Here is a 20,858-nt window from a genome sequence, read left to right as displayed (position 1 = left end):
GCGGTAGCGCAGCGTAACCATGAATGGCCCCGGGAGCGCCGCAAATCCAACACGGTCGGCGATCATGAGACGAGGGGGTACGGGGGACATGACCCAACCACCGTACGGCTATGGGCCGGTTCCGCCTGGTGGACAACCGGTTCCGCCCCGTTCCGGTGCGCCATATGGGCAGCCTGGATATCGTCCCGCCCCGGGGCAGCCCGGTTATGGCCAGCAGCCGGGTTATGGGCAGCCCGGATATGGCCATGGTCAGCCCGGATATGGCCAGCAGCAGGGTTATCCGTCCGGTTACGGCCAACCCGGTTATGGTCCGCCGCCGGGTTATGGCCAGCAGCCTGGTTATCCAGCGCCCGGATACGGACAGCGTGCCCCGATGCCCTACGGTCCGCCCGGACGTCCACCGCAGCAGCGCAAGAGCGGCGGCGGATGGATCGCGTTGCTGTTGATCATTGTGTTCGTGGTCGCGGGTGGCCTGGTGCGCGGCGCGATTTCGCACGGCAGGCACAGCAACACTTCGTCGGGCCCCGGTCCCAGCATGACCTACACACCGGATTCGAACGGCGGCGTATCGGAGACCGGAACCAACCCGCTGCTGACCGATCCGAACAGCACGTTGATCCCGGCGAAGTGCTCGTACTCGCCGTGGAGCACCCAGGTGGACACCGCGCGCAAGTTCTTCGATACCGCCGCGGGATGCCTGGAATCGGCGTGGAAACCCATACTGGCGCAGAAGAATCTGCCATTCCAGTCGCCGACGCTGAATGTCAGCGCGACCACGGACGGCATCACTACGCCGTGCACCGGCTCCACCAGTAATTTCGCTGCTTTCTACTGCCCGGCGAACAAGACCATCTACATGCCGATCAGCCAGTTGCAGACCGATCTGTTCAAGGACAACTGGATCGTGTACCTGTCGGTCTTCGCCCACGAGTACGGCCACCACGTACAGGCGATGGCCGGAATCCTGCGCAAGGCCAACAGTGATCGCGTCGACGCGGGCGTCCGCAGCGACAAGGGTCTGGAGCTCTCGCGCCGAATCGAGTTGCAGGCCAACTGCTTCGACGGCATGTACCTCGGCTCCTCGGCCAATGGCGGTTCGCTGACCACCGCGCAGATCACTCTCGCCCGCCGCGACGCCCACGGCCGCGGTGACCAGCGCGGTGATATGCGCGATCACGGGACCGCGGCGAACGGCGGCACGTGGTTCGAGATCGGGGTGGACAAAGACCGTGCGGCACAGTGCAATACCTTCACCGCGTCGGCCAGTTCGGTGTCGTGAGTAGATGACGCAGCCGCCCTACGGCTACGGTTCGTCGCCTGGATACCAGCCGCCGCCTGGGCATCAATCCGCGCCTGGGCATCAATCCGCGCCTGGGCATCAATCCGTGCCTGGGCATCAATCCGCGCCTGGGCATCAATCCGCACCCGGGCATCAATCCGCACCCGGGCATCAACCCGCACCCGGGCATCAATCCGCACCGGGATATCAACCCGCACCCGGATACCCGCAACCGCCGGGAAATGGTCCGCCACAAGGTTATCCGCCCGGCTACCCTCCGCCTTACGCGGCGCCGTACGGTCCGCCGATGCCGTATCAGCGGCCGGGTTATCCGCCGCGTCCGTACCGGCCGCGCCGCCGGAGTTCGGGTGTTGGGCTCAGTGCCCTGCTCGGTGTGCTGACGGTCATCGTCGTGGTCGTCGGACTCTTTGTCTCATCCGCGATTTCGGCCGACAACGAGAAGAAGCACAACCGTCCGTCTGCCTACACCCCGCCGACGCCGAGCTACACCTACACGCCGCCGACATCGTCGACCTCCTCGCCGAGTCCGACATCGCGCGCCGCCGCGGCGACCACCAGCCGTGCCGCCGCGCCGACGACGACGAAACCCGCTGGACCGCAACCTGTTGCGAAAACCGGTGATAACCCGCTGTTCCGTGACAGCGACGCGGGTGTGATCAATGCCGAGTGCAGTTATCCGGCCTGGTCCGCGACGGTCGACGCCGCCACCCGGTTTTTCCAGGCTGCCGCCGCCTGTCTCGATAAGAAATGGCGTCCCGTTCTACAAGGCGCGAACCTGCCGTACTCCAGCCCGGCTGTGAGCGTGCCCGCACGCGGGGCGGACGCGGCATCACCATGTGGCTCCGGAAGTGCAAATTGGGCAGCATTTTACTGTTCGGCGAACCACACGATCTACCTGCCTCTGGACAAGATCCAGATCGAGCGGTATGGCAATGACACGGTGATCTACTTGACGGTTTTCGCGCACGAATACGGCCATCATGTGCAGGCGATCTCCGGCATTACCCAGGCAATGAGCAGCCAGCGTTCGGATGCGGGAGCGCGCAGCGCGCTCGGGCTGGAATTGTCGCGTCGCATGGAGTTGGAGGCGCAGTGCTTTGCCGGAATGTACGTCGGCACCTCGGTCGTCGATGGTGCCTTCGACAAAGCGGAGCAAAGCCGAACAACAGCGGATCAGTACGGGCGTGGAGATAAGTCCGGCGATGCCCGCGATCACGGCACCACCCAGCACTACGGGGCGTGGTTCGAGCAAGGCCAGAACTACGACCGGACCTTTCAATGCAACACTTGGAATATGTCGTCGGACGAGGTGTCCTAGCGGGCGCTTTCGCGCATCGGTGGGAACTTCGTATCAGTGATCGCCACCGTGCGGCAGCCCGAAGTGCCCCTCACCGAAACGCCGCGGCGCATGTCCGTGCACGCCTTCGGCATACGCGGTCTCCGCATGCAGCACGGAGTCGATGCCTGCGATCTCGTCTTCCTTGCTGACCCGGAATCCGAGCAACCGGTCGATGGCCTTGCCGAGCACGAAGGAGACGGCGAACGCGTACAGCGCGACCACCAGCACACCGACCAGCTGCTTGCCGAACTGCGCGAGTCCGCCGCCGTAGAACAGACCCTCGACACCACCGGTCATCACCTGGTTGGCCAACAGTCCGATCAGCAGCGTGCCGACGATTCCGCCGACGAAGTGCACACCGACCACATCGAGCGAATCGTCATAGCCAGCCTTGAATTTCCAGCCGACCGCGAACGAACACACCACACCGGCCGTCAGGCCGACGATGAGCGCGCCGAGCGTATTCACCGAACCGCACGAAGGCGTGATCGCGACCAGACCGGCCACCACACCCGAGGCCGCACCGAAGGTGGTCGGTCGACCGTCGCGGATCTGCTCGACCGCGAGCCAGCCGAGCATGCCAAGACAGCCCGCCACCAGTGTGTTCAGGAATACCGCTGCCGCGACACCATTCGCGGTCAGCGCCGACCCGGCATTGAAACCGAACCAGCCGAACCACAGCAGACCCGCACCGAGCAGCACGAACGGCAGGTTGTGCGGACGCATCGCATCGGTCTTGAAGCCGATGCGCGGGCCGAGCACAAGCGCCAGCGCCAGCGCGGAGGCGCCGGAGGCGATCTCCACGACCATGCCGCCCGCGTAGTCGAGCGCGCCGAAGCTGGCCAGCCAGCCGTCCGGCCCCCACACCCAGTGCGCGATCGGCACATAGACCACCAGCGCCCACAGCGGTACGAAGACCATCCAACCCGCGAACTTCGCGCGGTCCGCGATCGCACCGCTGACCAGTGCCGCGGTCAGGATCGCGAAGGTCAACTGGAAGGTGGCGAACAGCAGTTCCGGAATCGTGCCGTGTACGGAATTGGGATCGATGCCTGCCATCCCGAAGTGGTCGAGATTACCGATCAGACCGCCGCCCGCGTCCTTGCCGAATGCCAGGCTGTAACCGGCCAACAGCCACACCACGGTTACCAGCGGGATCGCGATGAAGTTCATCATCAGCATGTTGAGTACGCCGGTCGAGCGCACCATCCCGCCGTAGAAAATGGCCAGCGCGGGCGTCATCAGCAGCACCAGGGCGGTGCTGATGAGCAGCCAGGCGGTGGCCGCGGGATCGATGGTTGAGGACACGGGGTAACTCCTTCCACGCTTACATGCGTTGCGAAGAAGTTACCGAATGCTCACATCGTCGCTGATTATCGGCCCAGACAGTTCAGCGCCGCGCCTTCTTTGCCAAGGCGCGCAGGCCGCGCCGCCCGGGTACCGGCAGGTCCTCGCGCTCGGCCATCCATTCGGCGGTGGTGAGCCACCGGCGCTGGATGCGCGCGTCGGCGGTGTCGTGGAAGATCCGGCGGCCGCGGTCGTCGCGCAGGTCGTGGGCGAGGGTGGACCAGCGCGGCGGGCGGTCGTTTTCGGCTAGATAATCGCGCAGGTAGGTCGCCACGATCGTGCCGATCGTATTGACCGGTCGCAGCGAGACCCGGTTGCCGTACTTCGCGGAGTAGAAGCGTCGTGCGGCGCAGAGGGATCCGGGACTCGCATCAGAGGCGATCCAGCCTGCGCGCTGTGCGCGCTCGATCAACCAGAGATGTTTCACCGCGGTCGGCGCGATATCGCCGATCCGGTCGCGGATCAGCGCCATCACCGGTTCGGACTGCAGTACGTCGCGTCGGGTCGGGCCGGTGCCGTGCGCGATCCAATGGTCCTCGGCCAGCCGGGCCAGTATGCGGCCGAAGTCATCGATGCTGCGCTGAGCGCGGCGGCCGAGGCGTTCGATGCGTTCGGCCTCCCGGCGCATCTCGTTCTGCGCCGTGAGGGTGCGGATCGCCGCCATGGTCGGCACCTGGCCGCGTTCCAGTAGCTCGAGGATGGCGGCGGCGGTCGACGGATCGGCGGCTGCGGCCACCGGTAGCGAATCGCGCTTGATCGCGAAGTCCTGGGGGCTGATCGCCCGGCTGAGCAGGTCGACGGCGGCATGGTCGTCGGCGAAATCGGTGCTCGAAAGCCAGGCGGCGGCGATGTCGTCACACGACGGCACGGTGGAAATTTCCTCCGGTGAAAGTGGTGTGAGTCGGCGGAAAAGCGCCGGGAAATTGTGGGCTCAGGTTGTGCCCCGGTCGGGATGAGGGACCGGCCGGGGCCACCAACCTGATGAAGGTTTGGCTACCGAAGTTGCCGATAACCACGGTAGCCAGGCGATTGCGTAGATGTCATGCTGGTTGATTGATTCGTTATATCCGCAAATGGGTCTCGAACCGGGGCGTGAGTTCAACTAATCGGCGCGAAGTGCACTGGACGGGCGCCAAAATTCGTCGTTCGTCCGTTGTCGGTCTTCGATTGCTCCGGCATTGCCACCTTCGCCGCTGATCAGTGGGGACTAACAAAGGTTCGAGTATCATGTGATCTACATCACAATCATGATGTGAAACGCCCGGTGGCACGCCGCGCCCGGCCTGTCGGTCGAGGGGAATGTGCTTTGTCGGTGGGCGCCGGTAACCTCTGGCCGTGGCTCTGTACCGGAAGTACCGACCGGCAACGTTCGCTGAAGTGGTGGGTCAGGAGCACGTCACCGACCCGCTGAGTACCGCGCTCGACACCGGTCGCATCAGTCATGCCTATCTATTCTCCGGTCCCCGGGGCTGTGGCAAGACCTCATCGGCGCGCATCCTCGCGCGCTCGTTGAACTGTGTGCAGGGCCCCACCTCGACACCATGCGGTGTCTGCCCATCCTGTGTCGCGCTCGGGCCGGGCGGACCGGGCAATCTCGATGTGATCGAACTGGACGCCGCGAGTCACGGCGGTGTCGACGACACCCGCGAACTGCGCGATCGGGCCTTCTACGCGCCGGCGGAGTCGCGGTATCGGGTGTTCATCGTCGACGAGGCGCATATGGTCACCACGGCCGGGTTCAACGCGCTGCTCAAAATCGTCGAGGAGCCGCCCGCCCACCTGATCTTCATCTTCGCCACCACCGAGCCGGACAAAGTGCTGCCCACCATCCGCTCGCGCACGCACCACTACCCGTTTCGGCTGCTGCCGCCCGCCACTATGCGTGGACTGCTCGGCAAGATCTGCGAGCAAGAGCAGGTGCCGGTCGATGAGGCGGTGTACCCGTTGGTGATTCGCGCGGGCGGTGGATCGCCGCGCGACAGCTTGAGTGTGCTCGACCAGCTCCTCGCGGGCGCCGGACCCGAGGGTGTCACCTATTCGCGGGCGGTTTCGTTGCTCGGCGTCACCGACGTCGCGCTGATCGACGATGCGATCGACGCGCTCGCCGCCAGCGATGGCGCCGCCCTGTTCGGCACCATCGACCGCGTGATGGAGGCGGGCCACGATCCGCGCCGCTTCGCCGTCGACCTGCTGGAACGTCTGCGTGACCTGATCCTGCTGCAGGCCGTCCCCGACGCCGCCGACCGCGGCCTGGTCTCCGGCCCCGGCGATGTCCTCGACCGCATGCGCGAACAGGCTGAACGCGCCGGCCCGGCCACTCTGGCCAGGCACGCCGGACTCCTGCACGAGGGCCTCGGCGAAATGCGCGGCGCCACCGCCCCTCGCCTCCTGCTCGAAATCGTCTGCGCCCGCATGCTCCTCCCATCGGTCTCCGATGCTGAATCCGCAACCCTGCAACGCCTCGAGCGCCTCGAACGCGGCATAGCGACCGGAGCGATCGCGCCGCCTGCCGCCGCGGCACCCACTGCCGCTCCGGCGCAGGCCGAACCCCCGACCTCCGCAACGTCGCCGCGTTCGTCCAATGAACCCGCACGCCGCCGAGGTGCGGAACTCCTCGCCGCTGCTCGCCGCGAAAAGGGCGCCACCCGCGCAGGCGCGAGCCTCGAGAGTGCTGCTGGGCAGGCTGGTGCTGCTGGGCAGGCTGGAGCTCCAGGGCAGAGTCTCCCTGCGGAGCGTGCAGCGGCTGTGGAACAGCAGTCGATTGCCGGGCGCGGTGCCGATCCGGAGGGCCTTGCCGGTGGGCAGAATCCGGCGGTCGGACAGGGCACTGTGGCAGCACAGCACTCGACGGCAGCACAAGCCGCGGCGACAGCAGAGGGTCCGACCGCAAGCCAGCATTCGGCTGCCGGGCAGAGCGCGGACGCCGGGCAAAGCGACGCAGGGGCCGGATTCGCCTTCGTGCCGGGCGATTCGACGGCGCCGCGCGGCGAGACGCAGACGGGTGTGGATCCCACACCCGTCGACCGGGGACCGAGCACCGGACAACTCGGCGCGCCACAGCCCACCGGAGGCAATGCGGCGACCGGGACAAGCGGCGCACCGGTCGAGAAGGCGTCCTCGGGACAAGCACGCCTTGATGCTTCGTCGGGTGCTGGCACTGTTTCGGTCGATGCCGCTCAGGCAGAGGCTTCCGTCTCGTCTTCGGCCGTCGAAGCCGCGGATCGAGCCGTCGCGCCTGGCCGCGGCGAGGCGAAGTTCGCTGGTGCCGCGGGTTCGCCGGCTGCCACCGGATTGTTGGAACCGGAAGGAACGCGGGCTGTCTCCGAGACAACTACACCGCGACAGGGCGACCGCACTGGGGCTGCGGATTCGGCGGACTTTTCGAATTCAGATGCTGCGCAGTCGATTTCGGATCATCAGTCCGATCAGGTTGCCGCGGATCGGGTGGCGTCCGGGGCCGGTGCGGGCGAGCAGGCCGGTGGGGCGGCCGCGAGTGTCGCGGCGGATCGCGATGATGTGGTGCAACGGTCGGAGGGGGGTGTTGCGGATCGGACTGGGGCTGGTGCGGCTCAGGTGAGTGGGCAGGCCGGTGGGGCGGCCGCGAGTGTCGCGGCGGATCGCGATGATGTGGTGCAACGGTCGGAGGGGGGTGTTGCGGATCCGGCTGCAGCTGGCGCGGCGCAAGTAGGTGAGTCGACGACCGGGGCGGCTTCTGCTCTCGCGCGGCCGGGTGGTGTGGCGCAGCAGGGCGGCGCGCAAGTTGCTGCTGTACAGCAGGTGCGCGCGCAGGAGAGCGGTGCGCAGGGTCTCGCGGACCAGGCCGGTGCGGAGGCTGGGGGGCAAGGGGCTGGGGTGCAAGGGGCTGGGGGGCAAGGGGATGGGGATTTGCTGCGGGCGGTGGAAGGGGCCTGGGGGGAGATTCGGGCGAAGGTCCGGGAGTTCGGGCCTACGGTGCAGGCGTTGTTGTCGGGGGCGTCGGTGGCGCGGATCGAGGGGGAGGTGATCGTATTCGCGCATCAGCATGCGCCGTTGGCGCAGCGGCTGTCGGATCCACGGAATGTGGAGGCGGTGCGGTCGGCGGTGCGGGCTGTGCTCGGCAGCGATCATCCGGTGCGCTGGGAGGCGGGTGGGGCCGCGCCTCGGTCCGCGGCTGCCGCACCGAAGGCGAGCCGGGGGCGCGGTCACGGCGGACAGCAGGCGGCTAATGCGCCGGGACGTGAATCCGGCAACCCGGCCGGACGCGGTTCGGATGCGCCTGCACCGCCGCGGTTCTCCCGGCCGAGTCAGGCCAGGGCGGCGGCCCCCGATCCGGCGGCGGGCGCTGGTCAGCGGTCCGCGCCGAGTGGTGACGCTCGGTCGTTCCGCGGCGATGACGATATTCCGCCGCCCGATTACCCGGATCTACCGGATGATCCCGGCCCGATGGATTACGGGCCGACCGATGGCGTCCCGCCGCCCTCCACCCCGGAGGAGGAGCAGGAAATGCTGGCCGAATCGCAGACCCCGGTGGCGCCGGGGGATCGGCGCGACCCGGATGAGGTGGCCTTGGAGTTGCTGAAAAGTGAGCTGGGTGCCACACGGCTGGATGGTTGACAACCCTCGTTCACAGGACGTTAAGTTAACCGGAGTTCGCACTCGACGGTAGTATGAACGGGTGGCCGCGAGCCGCGGTATGGCGAAGTTCTATGGTATGCGCAGGCATGCGTGTACCAAGTACTCGTCATCGCCGCTGCTTGTCGACTTTTGTACAGCGTCAGGACGGTCGGTCTCCGGACCCGATCGGCGAGGTCACTCGCATGGACGGACGAATGTTCGGCCGCCGCACCCTTAAGGAAGGAACACTCCGATATGACCACAGAGGCCTACATTTACGAGGCCATCCGCACCCCGCGCGGACGCGGCAAGAAGAACGGTTCGCTGCACTCGGTCAAGCCGATCGATCTGACTGTTGGTCTGATCCAGGAGCTGCGCGGCCGTTTCCCGAACCTCGACGAGGACCGGATCTCGGACCTGATCCTGGGTGTCGTCGCGCCGGTGGGTGACCAGGGTGCCGATATCGCCCGCACCGCCGTGACCGTGGCCGCCCTGCCCGACACCGTCGGCGGCTTCCAGCTCAACCGCTTCTGCGCCTCCGGCCTCGAGGCCGTCAACCTTGCCGCGCAGAAGGTCCGCTCCGGCTTCGACGACCTGGTCATCGCCGGTGGCGTCGAGTCGATGTCCCGCGTGCCGATGGGCTCCGACGGTGGCGCTTGGGCGCTGGACCCGGCCACCAACTACGACACCTACTTCGTGCCGCAGGGTGTCTCCGCCGACCTGATCGCCACCATCGAGGGCTTCTCCCGCGATGACGTGGACGCCTACGCCGTGCGCTCGCAGGAGCTCGCCGCCAAGGCCACCACTGGCGGCTACTTCGCCAAGTCGATCGTTCCGGTCAAGGACCAGAACGGCCTCGTCGTCCTCGACAACGACGAGCACATGCGTCCCGGCACCACCGCCGAGGACCTGGCGAAGCTGAACCCGTCCTTCGCCGTGGTCGGCGAGATGGGCGGCTTCGACGCCGTGGCGCTGCAGAAGTTCCACTTCGTCGAGAAGATCAACCACGTCCACCACGGCGGTAACAGCTCGGGCATCGTCGACGGCGCCGCGCTGGTGTTGGTCGGTTCGGAAGAGGCGGGCAAGGCCTCCGGCCTGACCCCGCGTGCGCGCGTCGTCGCGACCGCCACCAGTGGCGCCGACTCCACCATCATGCTGACCGGTCCCACCCCGGCCGCCAAGAAGGCGCTGGCCAAGGCGGGCCTGACCCTCGATGACATCGACCTGGTCGAGATCAACGAGGCCTTCGCCTCCGTGGTGCTGAAGTTCCAGAAGGATCTGCAGATCCCGGACGAGAAGCTGAACGTCAACGGCGGCGCCATCGCGATGGGCCACCCGCTGGGTGCCACCGGCGCGATGATCACCGGCACCATGGTCGACGAGCTGGAGCGCCGCAACGGCCGCTACGCGCTGATCACCCTCTGCATCGGTGGCGGCATGGGCGTCGCCACGATCATCGAGCGCGTCTAACCCAACCGACAGCTGAGAATTCACGGCGGCGTTCGCGCAGGCCCGGAGGCGGTACACGGAGGGACCGCGAACGCCGCCAATTAGACACAGGAGACACGGAGCTGTGAGCGAGACCAACATGATCGGTTGGGAGCAGGATTCGGACGGTATCGTCGTTTTGACGATGGACGACCCGAACCAGGGCGCCAACACAATGAACGAGCTGTACAAGACGTCGATGACCGCGACTGTCGACCGGCTCGAGGCCGAGAAGGACAGCATCACCGGCGTGGTGATCACCTCCGCGAAGAAGACCTTCTTCGCCGGCGGCGACCTGAAGAACATGATGAAGGTCGGCCCGGAAGACGGCCAGGCCCTCATGGAGGAGCTCGGCACCATCAAGTCGGCGCTGCGCCGGCTGGAGACCCTGGGCAAGCCGGTCGTCTCGGCGATCAACGGCGCCGCCCTCGGCGGTGGCCTGGAGATCACTCTGGCGACCCACTACCGAATCGCCGCGGATGTGCCCGGCGTGCAGCTCGGCCTGCCCGAGGCGACCCTTGGCCTGCTGCCTGCCGGTGGCGGTGTCATCCGCACCGTGCGCATGTTCGGCCTGCAGGGCGCGCTGATGCAGTTCCTGCTGCAGGGCAACAAGTATCGCCCGGCCAAGGCCAAGGAACTCGGCCTGATCAACGAGGTCGTCGGCTCGGTCGAGGAGCTGGTGCCCGCCGCCAAGGCGTGGATCAAGGCCAACCCGGAGGGCGGCGTGCAGCCCTGGGACAAGAAGGGCTTCAAGATTCCGGGCGGCACCCCGTCCAGCCCGGCCTTCGCCGCCAACCTCCCGGCCTTCCCGGCCAACCTGCGCAAGCAGCTCAAGGGCACCAACATGCCCGCACCGCGCGCCATCATGTCGGCCGCGGTCGAAGGCTCGCAGGTCGACATCGACAACGCGTCGCTGATCGAATCGCGCTACTTCGTCTCGCTGCTGACCGGCCCGGTCGCGAAGAACATGATCCAGGCGTTCTTCTTCGACCTGCAGTCGATCAACAACGGCGGTTCGCGGCCCAAGGATGTCCCGAAGAAGGAGATCCGCAAGGTCGGTGTGCTCGGCGCGGGCATGATGGGCGCGGGCATCGCCTACGTCTCGGCCAAGGCGGGCTACGAGGTCGTGCTGAAGGACGTCACCATCGAGGCGGCCGAGCGCGGTAAGAACTACTCCGAGAAGATCGAGGCCAAGGCGCTCTCGCGCGGCAAGACCACCGAGGAGAAGTCCAAGGCGCTGCTGGACCGGATCAAGCCGTCCGCGGATCCGGCCGACTTCGCCGGTGTCGACTTCGTCATCGAGGCGGTCTTCGAGAACACCGAGCTCAAGCACAAGGTGTTCCAGGAGATCGAGGACATCGTCACCCCGGACGCGCTGCTGGGTTCGAACACCTCCACCCTGCCGATCACCGGTCTGGCGACCGGTGTGAAGCGCCAGGAGGACTTCATCGGCATCCACTTCTTCTCGCCGGTCGACAAGATGCCGCTGGTGGAGATCATCAAGGGTGAGAAGACCTCCGATGAGGCGCTGGCCCGGGTGTTCGACTACACCCTCGCGATCAAGAAGACCCCGATCGTCGTCAACGACAGCCGCGGCTTCTTCACCTCGCGCGTGATCGGCACCTTCGTCAACGAGGCGATCGCCATGCTCAACGAGGGCATCGAGCCCGCGTCCATCGAGCAGGCGGGCCTGCAGGCGGGCTACCCGGCCGCGCCGCTGCAGCTGTCGGACGAGCTGAACCTGACGCTGATGCAGAAGATCGCCAAGGAGACCCTGGAGGCCGCCGAGAAGGGTGACAACACCCTCGGTGTGAAGCGGCACCCGGCGCAGGATGTCATCGACTACCTGGTCGAGCAGGGCCGTCCGGGTCGTCTGGGCAAGGCCGGTTTCTACGAATACGACGAGGACGGCAAGCGCCTCGGCCTGTGGCCCGGGCTGCGCGAGCACTTCAAGACCACCGCCGGTTTTGCTGTGCCGCTGCAGGATCTGATCGACCGCATGCTGTTCATCGAGGCGATCGAGACCCAGAAGTGCTTCGACGAGGGTGTACTGACCACCACCGCCGACGCCAACATCGGCTCGATCTTCGGCATCGGCTACCCGGCCTGGACCGGTGGTGTGCACCAGTTCATCGTCGGTTACCCGGGCGGCCAGGCGGCCTTCGTGGAGCGCGCCGACTACCTCGCCAAGACCTACGGTGAGCGTTTCGAGGTCCCGGCCTCGCTGCGCAAGTAGTCACGCGGTAACTCGCTAACGGCAAGCCCGCCACCGCATTTCGCGGTGGCGGGCTTTTCGCCGTTTCGGGGCGCAGGCGCCGCTGGGCAACGACTTCGGCCCGGTGTCCGAACCTCGGCCGAGCAGGTTACCCAGATCGTGGCACTAGCTTGCCAGACAGTAGTTCATCCGAAGGTAAAGCCGCCACCGAATTCACGGCGGCGGGTTTTGTTCAGCTGGGGCGCAGGTCCTCGGCTGCTTGGTAGTACGCGTCGGCGGCGCGGGTGAAGTAGTCGAAGAGCACCTCGCGTTGTTCGGGTGAATAGCCGCCGATGATTTCGCCGATGGCGCGCCGGGCAGGGGCCAGGATTTCATCGAGATCGGCTGGCTTGTCGATCAATTCGACAATCACCTTGCGGCGGTCGCCGGGGACCGGGACGCGGCGCACATAGCCCGCGTCTTCGAGGCGATCGATGAGGCGGGTGGTGGGACCGGTGGTCAGGCCGCTGCGGGTGCCCAATTCACCGGGCGTCATGCCGCCGTTGAGTTCCAGGATGTTCAGCGCGTAGAGGTCCGTCGCGCCCAGGTCGACGGCGCGCGCACCGGCCTGTCCGTGCAGCATGACCGCGCTCAGATAGCGGCGGTAGACCGCGCTCGCGTCCTCGCGCATCGGTGGTGTTGACACGGATACCTCCATCTTCTAATCTCTTCTTCAACGAAGAAACTTCTTACACGAAGAAAGCTCTTCTAAGAAGAAATCTAGCATGGAGGACCATCATGACAAGCAATGACACCCAGGCGATCGAGGCCGTACTCGCGGAATTGGTCGACGCATGGGGCCGCGGCGATGCCGACGTATACGGCACCGTCTTCACCGAAGACGCCACCTACACAAGCTTTCTCGGCACCCTCTACCGCGGCCGCGCCGATATCGTCGCCTCGCATCGCGCCCTGTTCGGCAGTGTCCTGAAGGGCACCCTGCTGGCCGACGACATCGTCGATATTCGCTTCTACGGTCCGGATACGGCTGTGGTCAACAGCCACGGCGACACCTACAAGGGCAAGCCCAAGCAACTCACCAAGACCCAGACCTACACCTTGGTCCGCCGCGACGGCCGCTGGCTGATCGCCGCCTTCCAGAACACCAAGCGCAACAGGCTGATGGAGCGCATTACCTACCTCTCCACCCCGGCCGCCCGCCCGGCCGCCGAGCGCTGAACTCCTACTGCCCCAAAGGATCCGCTATGAACGCCCCCGAGCCCCGCAATCGCCGCCGCATCGTCTCCCGCGTCCTCGCCGCCTCCGCCATCACCCTCGGTGTCGCCGCGGGCGGCGGTTACCTCTGGCTGGACCAGACCTCGGACGTGCACAACCTCGGCACGCCCGCCTGCACCACCGTCAGCACGCCCGCACCGCAGTCGGCCCGGGAAATCTGCGATCTGCTCGACCAACTCACCGACGCCTGGGGTCGCGGCGACGCCGACGCCTACGGTGCCCTGTTCACCGAGGACGCCACCTACACCAGCTTCGTCGGCACCTACTACCAGGGCCGCGCCGATATCGTCGAGGGGCACCGCGCCCTGTTCAAGGGCTTCAAGAAGGGCACCGAACTCACCGATTCGATCCTCGGCATCCGCTTCTACGGTCCGGATACCGCCGTTGTCACCAGCCGCGGCGATACCTATAAGGGCGACCCGAAGCAGCCTGAGGAGTTGTCGAAAACGCAGACCTACACTGTCGTTCGCCAAGACGGTCGCTGGTTGATCGCCGCGTTCCAGAACACGCAGCGCAAGAACGTCATGGAGCGGATCTCGTTTCTCTACGATCCCGCGACCAGGCCCATCGCCGAGCGCTGAGGTGGTCGGGACCACGCTGTTTCGAAAGCCACCCACTCGGGTTGATACCGCGCTACGTTGGAGTATGCGTGACCTATCGGACATCGCGGGATGTCGCGATGTCCGATGTCCGTGTGTTTCTCGGTCGCCGGTGACGCCGATTCGTTGTGAATTCGAGGTGGTCACATGAGTCCACGGATGCGTTCGGGCAAGGCAAACGCCGAATCGACTTCGGCCGAATCGGACACACAGCGACATGCGCCCATCGATATCGTCGACGAGTTGGAGGCGATGGGCCTGTCGAATGCGGTCGAGATCGGCCGGGGCGGGTTCGGGGTGGTGTACCGCTGTGTCCAGTACGCATTGGACCGGGTGGTCGCGGTCAAGGTGCTCTCCTCGGAGATCGATGCCGAGAGCCGGGAACGATTCCTGCGCGAGGAGCAGGCGATGGGTCGGCTGTCCGGCCATCCGAATATCGTCGACATCCTGCAGGTCGATGTCACCCCGACCGGTGAGCCGTTCATTGTGATGCCCTTCTGCACCCGGGGTTCGCTCGAACAGGTCATTCGGGACCAGGGTCCGCTCACCTGGGCGGATTCCCTGCGGGCCGGGGTGAAACTGGCGGGCGCGATCGAGAGCGCGCATCGGGCCCAGATTCTGCATCGGGACGTCAAACCGGCGAATGTCCTGCTCAGCGCGTATGGCGAACCGCAGCTGACGGATTTCGGAATCGCCAGGATTCCGGGCGGTTTCCGCACCTCCAGCAGTTTGATCACCGGCTCACCCGCCTTCACCGCGCCGGAGGTGCTAAAGGGTGAGGACCCGACAGTCCGCTCCGATGTATACGGACTCGGCTCGACGCTGTTCGCCCTGCTGACCGGCCATGCTGCCTTCGAACGGCAATCGGGGGAGAAGGTGGTCGCGCAATTCCTGCGGATCACCACCCAGCCGGTGCCGGATCTGCACGGCCACGACATACCCGACGACGTTGCCGATGCCATCCAGTATGCGATGCACACCGATCCCGGAAACCGGCCCGCTTCGGCTTTCGAGTTCGGTGAGCTGCTGCGCACGGTGCAGGCCGAGCACGATCAGATGCCCGATGAGATGGCTCTGCTGGATACCTCGGTGGTCGCGCCGGAGGAGACGGAACATCCGAGCGCGGCCGAGGTGACGGTAACGCGACCGGCGGTCACCGCACGCCGCAGTTGGCCATTGACATTGCGTCCCGCGGTATCCCAGCATCCGGCCAACTCGGTCCCGGTCGCGCCGACCCCGCCCCCGACGGCGGCGACGAAATTTCGCCCGCCGACCCCCGCCCGTGACCCGGTGCCACGCCCGCGCCTGCTCGACAGTCTGCGTGCCGGTGGCCGCCGCCGACTCGCGGTGATCCACGCACCGGCTGGATTCGGCAAGAGCACGGTGGCCGCGCAGTGGCGCAATGAGCTGGCCGATGGCGGGGTCCCGGTGGCCTGGCTCGGCGTCGACCAGGACGACGATAACGAGATCTGGTTCCTGGCCCACCTCATCCAGGCGATCCGCCGGGTCCGCCCGGATATCGGCGAAGGTTTGGATCAGGTGCTCGAGGAACGGCCCGCCGATGCGGTCGCCTACGTCATCTCCACGCTGATCGATGAGATCCATGCCAGCGCAACCACCGTCGTGGTGATCGTGGACGACTGGCACCGGGTCAGCGACGCGGGTGCGCGGCGGGCGATGGATGCGCTGTTGGACAACGGATGTCACCATCTGCGCTTCGTGGTGACCAGCCGTGAGCAGTCGGGTCTGCCGACCAGTCGGATGCGGGTGCACGACGAATTGATCGAGATAGGCTCCTCGGTGTTGCGCCTGACCACCGCGGAGACCAAGGAAATACTGGTGCAGCGCAACGGATTCGCGCTCACTGATAACCAGATCGAACAGATCCACGCTGCCACCGACGGTTGGCCGGCGGCCGTGCAATTGGTGAGTTTGTCGTTGCGCGGCAATGTCGATCCGGATCGGTTGATCGCGAATCTCGCTGAAGGCAGTCACGGCATCCGCGAGTATCTCGCCGAAAACGTTCTGGACGCCCTCGAACCCAAGATGCTCGACTTCCTGACCTCGATTTCGATCACCGAGCGGGTCAGCGGTTCGCTGGCCTCGGCGCTTTCGGAGGAGCCGAACGGCGAAACGATGCTCGAGCAGGCCGAACAGCGCGAGTTGTTCGTCCGGCGCATTGCGCACGATCCCGAGTGGTTCCGGATGCAGCCGCTGTTCGCCGAACATCTGCGGGCGCGGTTGGAGCGGGCCGATCCGAGCAAGTTGAAGGCGTTGCACCGCAAGGCAGCTCGCTGGTACGCCGAACATAATTTGCTGCGCAAGTCGGTCGATCACGCGCTCGCGGCGACGGATCTGAAGATGGCGCTGGATCTGCTCGAGAGCGGGGGCATGGACCTGATCGATAAGTCCCGCCTCGCGACGCTGCTCGGGACGGTTTCGAAACTGCCGGTGCAGCAGGTGGCTTCGCGTTCCAAACTGCTGATGGCCGTGGCCAGGGCGAATGTGAATCTGCAGCAGCCCGCCGCAGCGCGCGCGGCCTTGGGCCGATTGTCCAATGTGCTGGCGCGCGGGTCGTCCACCGATGACGATGCGGACCGGCAGCGCTGCCAGGCCGCGGTGCTCGCGGCCTCGGATCAGATCGCGCGCGACCACACCGAAGGTGTGCTCGATCGGGTTGCCGAATGTTTGAAGAAACCCGATGAACTACCCGCCTGGACCGTATCGACCGCCGCGAATCTGACCTCCTTCGTGCGATTGTGCGAATTCGATTTCGACGGCGCGCGCGAAATCCAGGAATGGGCGGCGCCGTATCACGCCCGATCCAAGGATCCACTCGGCGCGGTTTTCGGACTGTGCGGCACGGGTGCCGCGGCCTATGAACAGCTCGATATCGCCACTGCCACAAGTTGTTTCCAGCAGGCGTGGGAGACCGCACGGGAGAGGTCGGGTCCGCGCTCGGATGCGGTGCGGGTCGCCGCGGCGCTGCTCGGGGAAATGAGTTACCGCCGGGGTGATCTGGATACCGCCGACCGACTGCTCGATGAGAGTCATCAGCTGGTCACCCGGGTCGGGCCGGTGGACTTCCTGATTTCCACCTTCGTGGTCGGTGCCAGGGTCAAGGCCGCGCTCGGCGATCTGTATACCGCCACCGCCCGGCTCGACGAGGGTGATCGAATCGCCGCTGATAACAGGCTGATTCGGCTCGCCGCGCATATACGCGCCGAGCGGCTGCGCCTGGGACTGCTGACCGATACCGCGGCCCGGCGGGTCGCCGACGCCGCGACCGGATACGAATCGGATATCTCCGGAACCATCCACCAGGCCCATCGGATGACGGGCGCGGCGGCGCTGGCAGCGGAGGCGGAGGAGATCGCCGCGATCCGCGCACTGCTGTCCGAGCGTCAGCTGCGCGCCGATGATCGCGCGGTGCGTCGAGCTCGCGCACTCCATGCTCGCATGGTCGAGCAGCACCGGTCCCGTGCGGAATTGGATACCGTACTGCTGCTGGCCGAATGTCTGGCGGCCTCCGGCTGGGTCGGCGAGGCCACCGGACTGCTGCTGCCAGCGGCGGCCACCTGCGCCGAACACGGTTGGACTATGCCGCTTCTGGATGCGGGACCCGGTGTGCTCGGCATCCTGCGGGTGCTGCGCACCGAAATGCGCGCGACGCCGGGACAACCCGGCGAAACGACGCTGCCCGCCCTATTCCTGGATGAACTCCTGGGCTAGGACGGGCAGTATCGGTCGCTGCTTACGGCTGCCACCACGGACGCAACGGCAGACCCGATTCGCCGTTCGGTCCGAGCTTGACGCCGAGCACCTGGTGCAGCTGAACCACATTGCGCTGGAAGCCGAGTCGGCAACCGGCCATGTACAGGCCCCACACCTTCGCGGTGCCCTCGCCGACTTCTTCGACGCAGGCATCCCAGTTGGCGACCAGATTCTTACACCATTCGTGCAGCGTGAGCGCGTAATGCTCGCGCAGGTTCTCCTCGTGCATCACCTCGAGGCCGACATTCTGGATCTCGGAGATGATCCGGCCCGAGCCGATCAGTTCGCCGTCCGGGAAGACGTAGCGGTCGATGAAGTCACCGGCCTTGGTGGTCCGGGTGTTGTCGGGTCTGGTGATGCAGTGGTTCAGGAACAGGCCGCCGTCGCGCAGCTTGCTCTTGATGTAGTCGAAGTAGAACGGGTAGTTGTGCACCCCGATGTGCTCGGTCAACCCGATCGAGGAGACGGCATCGAAGCCGGCCTCCGGGATATCGCGGTAATCGGAATGCCGCACCTCGGCGAGATCGGACAGGCCCTGTTCGGCGATCTTCTGCTGTGCCCATTCGGCCTGTTCCGCGGATAGTGTCGCGCCGATGACCTTGACGCCGCGCTTGGCCGCGTAGCGCACCATGCCGCCCCAGCCGCAGCCGATATCGAGCAGCCGGTCGCCCTCCTTCAGCCGCAGCTTGTCGAAGACCAGACGGTATTTGTTCTCCTGAGCCTGCTCCAGCGTCCAGCTCTCATCACCGTAGGCCGCGCAGGTGTAGGTCATCGAGGGGCCGAGGACGTATTCGTAGAAGGTGTTGGAGACGTCGTAGTGGTGGTGGATGGCCTCGGCATCGCGAGTCTTGGAGTGCCGCAGGCCCTCCAGCGCGATCCGGCGCCAGCGCGGCAGTGTTTCCTGTGGCGGCGGCGCGATCGGCTTGAGCCGCTCCCACCCGAGCGACCGGGCGATGGTGACCAATGCGAGCGCCGACGGACGACGGAACTTCAGCCCGTCCATTGCCCTGAGGATGTCGTACGGGTCGCCGGGGTGCACGCCGGTGGCGGTCATATCGCCGGAGATGTAGGCGCGGGCCATGCCGAGATCACCGGGCGCGGTCGCCAGATAGTTGATGCCGCGTGGGGTCTTGATCTCCAGCGCGTACTTCGAGTCCTCCGGTCCGGTCGCGCTGCCATCGTATGCGGTCAGCCGGATCGGCACCTCGCCGTCGACGAGGATCTCGAAGATCTCGGCAATGCTGAGTTTTGTCCCGAGGTCCGCGAAGACATCGGAACGGTCCTTGAATGTAGTCATTTGCGTTGCACCGCCTTCGAATACAAATCCAGCAGTCGCTGGTCCGGGTCGTAGCGCTTCTTCAAATCGGTGTAGATCTCGCCGCCGTACAGGGCCGCGAATTCATCCTTGCCGTAGTACGAATCCGAGTACAGGGATTTGTGCCCGTCGAACTCGGTGACGGTCTGCTCGATCGCGCGGTTGGCCTTACCCTCCTGCTGACCTGCGACGGTCGGCACCGCGGACCAGAATCCGACATTGACGTAGGTACGGTTCGGCTGCAGCGGATACAGCGGCCATGGACGCCCCGCGCTCGATGCGCGGTTCTCGCGCAGTCGCAGCGGGCACAGCCAGATCGGTTCGATCGGAATTTCGCGCAGGAACCATTCGACGAAATCCGCGGTCCGCTCGACCGGGACTTCGATGTCCTGCACTACACGCTCACGCGGCGGATTGCCCTGGCGGGCCTCCAGTTTGTCGCCGATGTTGTACTTGTGATCGAGTGCGATGAGCTTCCAATAGAAGCTGCTGCGCCGGTAGCGCTTCGGCCAGAACCGCCGGATCTTCGGGTTCTGTGTGCCGAAGGCGCGTGAGCACCAGAACCAGTCGGTGTCCCAGCGCCAGAGATAGTCGTGGATGGTCAGCCGGTCGCGTTTGGGCCGGTCGGAATCGTGCTGGATGGACCGGTAGTAGATGTCCATGCCGGTGTAGTCGCTGACCGGGCCGGGTTCGTCGGTCTGACGGCCCAGCGTCAGATAGCTTTCCTCGGCGGTGAAGACCACACCGTCGAGATAGTCGACGCGCTCACCGTCGTAGGTCTTGTCCGTGACGATCCGGGCGAGGGTGGACTCCAACTCGCGCAGGTCGTGGAATCGGACATGGCGCAGCGCCACATAGGGCTGGACGGTCTCCAGTTCGATCTTCAGGCGGACCGAATAGCCGAGAGTGCCGTAGGAGTTCGCAAAGCCGCGGAACAGGTCTGCGTGCTCGCCATCCGGTGTCGCGGTGATGATCTCGCCCGCCCCGGTCAGCACATCCATCTCCAGCACCGACTCGTGCGGCAGTCCGCTGCGGAACGAGGTGGATTCGATGCCGAGGCCGGTGACCGCGCCGCCGAGGGTGATCGTCTTGAGCTGCGGCACCACCAGCGGGGCGAGCCCGTAGGGCAATGTCGCGGCTACCAGATCCTCGTAGGTCGTCATTCCGGCGACGTCGGCGGTCTTGGCCTCGGCGTCCACCGTGATTACCTTGGCGAGCCCGGAAACATCCAGGCCGGGGGCGGTGTTCTTGGCCCTGGCCCGGAACAGATTCGAGGTCTTCTTGGCCAGTCGCACGTTGGCGTTCGCGGGTATCGCGCGGTAACTGGCCAACAGCCGGTCCACCCCCGCTCGATGCGCGGCGAACCCTGATTCGTGTGCGGCCGATGCGTCTCCGGCCTTCCCCAACAGACTCACTGCCACTCCTCGACGCTAGTACGCACCGGTAACACAAGCCACTGCAAGGTCACCGACGAGGGATAAATGTCACGCTTCTGTTGCATCGGGAATACCCAGGACTCGCCGTGTCAGTCCGGCGGTGATCCGGGCGGTTTCGAACACCCGATTCGCACGATGTATTGCATGGATCCCCTCCGGCGCAATCTGATCGGGAAG

Annotated in this window: 12 protein-coding genes and 1 pseudogene; 8 read left to right on the top strand and 5 right to left on the bottom strand. The window is 65.9% G+C overall.

Going from position 1 to position 20,858, the window contains the following annotated elements; translation table 11 throughout:
• The first annotated feature begins 88 nt into the window (after positions 1-88).
• Both ACIBI6_RS24515 and ACIBI6_RS24510 read left to right on the top strand, forming a co-directional pair.
• Positions 89-1,279 (top strand): neutral zinc metallopeptidase, encoded by a 1,191-nt coding sequence (locus ACIBI6_RS24515; RefSeq protein ID WP_364359703.1) that lies wholly within the window; start codon positions 89-91, stop codon positions 1,277-1,279.
• A 307-nt stretch (positions 1,280-1,586) separates the two neighbouring features.
• A complete protein-coding gene (locus ACIBI6_RS24510; protein WP_396957988.1) occupies positions 1,587-2,618 on the top strand; it encodes a neutral zinc metallopeptidase in 1,032 nt (343 codons plus the stop codon).
• A 33-nt stretch (positions 2,619-2,651) separates the two neighbouring features.
• Here the strand turns inward: ACIBI6_RS24510 and ACIBI6_RS24505 are convergent, their stop codons facing one another.
• Both ACIBI6_RS24505 and ACIBI6_RS24500 read right to left on the bottom strand, forming a co-directional pair.
• Positions 2,652-3,947, bottom strand: coding sequence for an ammonium transporter (locus tag ACIBI6_RS24505; RefSeq protein ID WP_396957986.1), 1,296 nt, complete (start codon positions 3,945-3,947; stop codon positions 2,652-2,654).
• Positions 3,948-4,029: 82 nt separating this feature from the next.
• Positions 4,030-4,854, bottom strand: a complete 825-nt coding sequence (locus tag ACIBI6_RS24500) for a hypothetical protein (RefSeq protein ID WP_364358417.1) — start codon at positions 4,852-4,854, stop codon at positions 4,030-4,032.
• A gap of 467 nt (positions 4,855-5,321) precedes the next feature.
• Here ACIBI6_RS24500 and ACIBI6_RS24495 point away from each other — a divergent pair.
• The 3 genes and pseudogenes from ACIBI6_RS24495 to ACIBI6_RS24485 all read left to right on the top strand — a co-directional run.
• A pseudogene (locus ACIBI6_RS24495) lies at positions 5,322-6,920 on the top strand (DNA polymerase III subunit gamma and tau); the annotation flags it as partial.
• Between the two features lie 1,914 nt (positions 6,921-8,834).
• Complete coding sequence (locus tag ACIBI6_RS24490; RefSeq protein WP_364358414.1) at positions 8,835-10,049, top strand: acetyl-CoA C-acetyltransferase; 1,215 nt, start codon at positions 8,835-8,837, stop codon at positions 10,047-10,049.
• Between the two features lie 103 nt (positions 10,050-10,152).
• A complete protein-coding gene (locus ACIBI6_RS24485; protein WP_364358411.1) occupies positions 10,153-12,303 on the top strand; it encodes a 3-hydroxyacyl-CoA dehydrogenase NAD-binding domain-containing protein in 2,151 nt (716 codons plus the stop codon).
• A gap of 211 nt (positions 12,304-12,514) precedes the next feature.
• Here ACIBI6_RS24485 and ACIBI6_RS24480 read toward each other — a convergent pair whose 3' ends face one another.
• Positions 12,515-12,967 (bottom strand): MarR family winged helix-turn-helix transcriptional regulator, encoded by a 453-nt coding sequence (locus ACIBI6_RS24480; RefSeq protein ID WP_396957983.1) that lies wholly within the window; start codon positions 12,965-12,967, stop codon positions 12,515-12,517.
• 92 nt (positions 12,968-13,059) lie between these two features.
• Between ACIBI6_RS24480 and ACIBI6_RS24475 the strand changes: the two genes are divergently transcribed.
• The 3 genes from ACIBI6_RS24475 to ACIBI6_RS24465 all read left to right on the top strand — a co-directional run bounded on the left by ACIBI6_RS24475 (position 13,060) and on the right by ACIBI6_RS24465 (position 17,888).
• Complete coding sequence (locus tag ACIBI6_RS24475) at positions 13,060-13,500, top strand: SgcJ/EcaC family oxidoreductase (RefSeq protein ID WP_396957981.1); 441 nt, start codon at positions 13,060-13,062, stop codon at positions 13,498-13,500.
• 26 nt (positions 13,501-13,526) lie between these two features.
• A complete protein-coding gene (locus ACIBI6_RS24470) occupies positions 13,527-14,138 on the top strand; it encodes an SgcJ/EcaC family oxidoreductase (protein WP_396957979.1) in 612 nt (203 codons plus the stop codon).
• Between the two features lie 165 nt (positions 14,139-14,303).
• Positions 14,304-17,888 carry a protein kinase gene (locus ACIBI6_RS24465; RefSeq protein ID WP_396957977.1) on the top strand — a complete coding sequence of 1,195 codons (3,585 nt, stop codon included), beginning with the start codon at positions 14,304-14,306 and terminating at the stop codon, positions 17,886-17,888.
• A 22-nt stretch (positions 17,889-17,910) separates the two neighbouring features.
• Here the strand turns inward: ACIBI6_RS24465 and ACIBI6_RS24460 are convergent, their stop codons facing one another.
• Together ACIBI6_RS24460 and ACIBI6_RS24455 are read right to left on the bottom strand one after the other, a co-directional pair.
• Positions 17,911-19,227 (bottom strand): class I SAM-dependent methyltransferase, encoded by a 1,317-nt coding sequence (locus ACIBI6_RS24460; RefSeq protein WP_364358396.1) that lies wholly within the window; start codon positions 19,225-19,227, stop codon positions 17,911-17,913.
• Positions 19,224-20,660: an FAD-binding oxidoreductase gene (locus ACIBI6_RS24455; RefSeq protein ID WP_364358393.1), complete on the bottom strand. Its 1,437-nt coding sequence runs from the start codon at positions 20,658-20,660 to the stop codon at positions 19,224-19,226. Before ACIBI6_RS24455 ends, ACIBI6_RS24460 begins: the two co-directional genes overlap by 4 nt.
• Positions 20,661-20,858 lie beyond the last annotated feature (198 nt).

The organism is Nocardia sp. NPDC050412 (genome assembly GCF_044458825.1).
Taxonomy (GTDB): domain Bacteria; phylum Actinomycetota; class Actinomycetes; order Mycobacteriales; family Mycobacteriaceae; genus Nocardia.
Note: the sequence above shows the minus strand (reverse complement) of the source record. Positions and strands in the feature narration are given on the sequence as shown.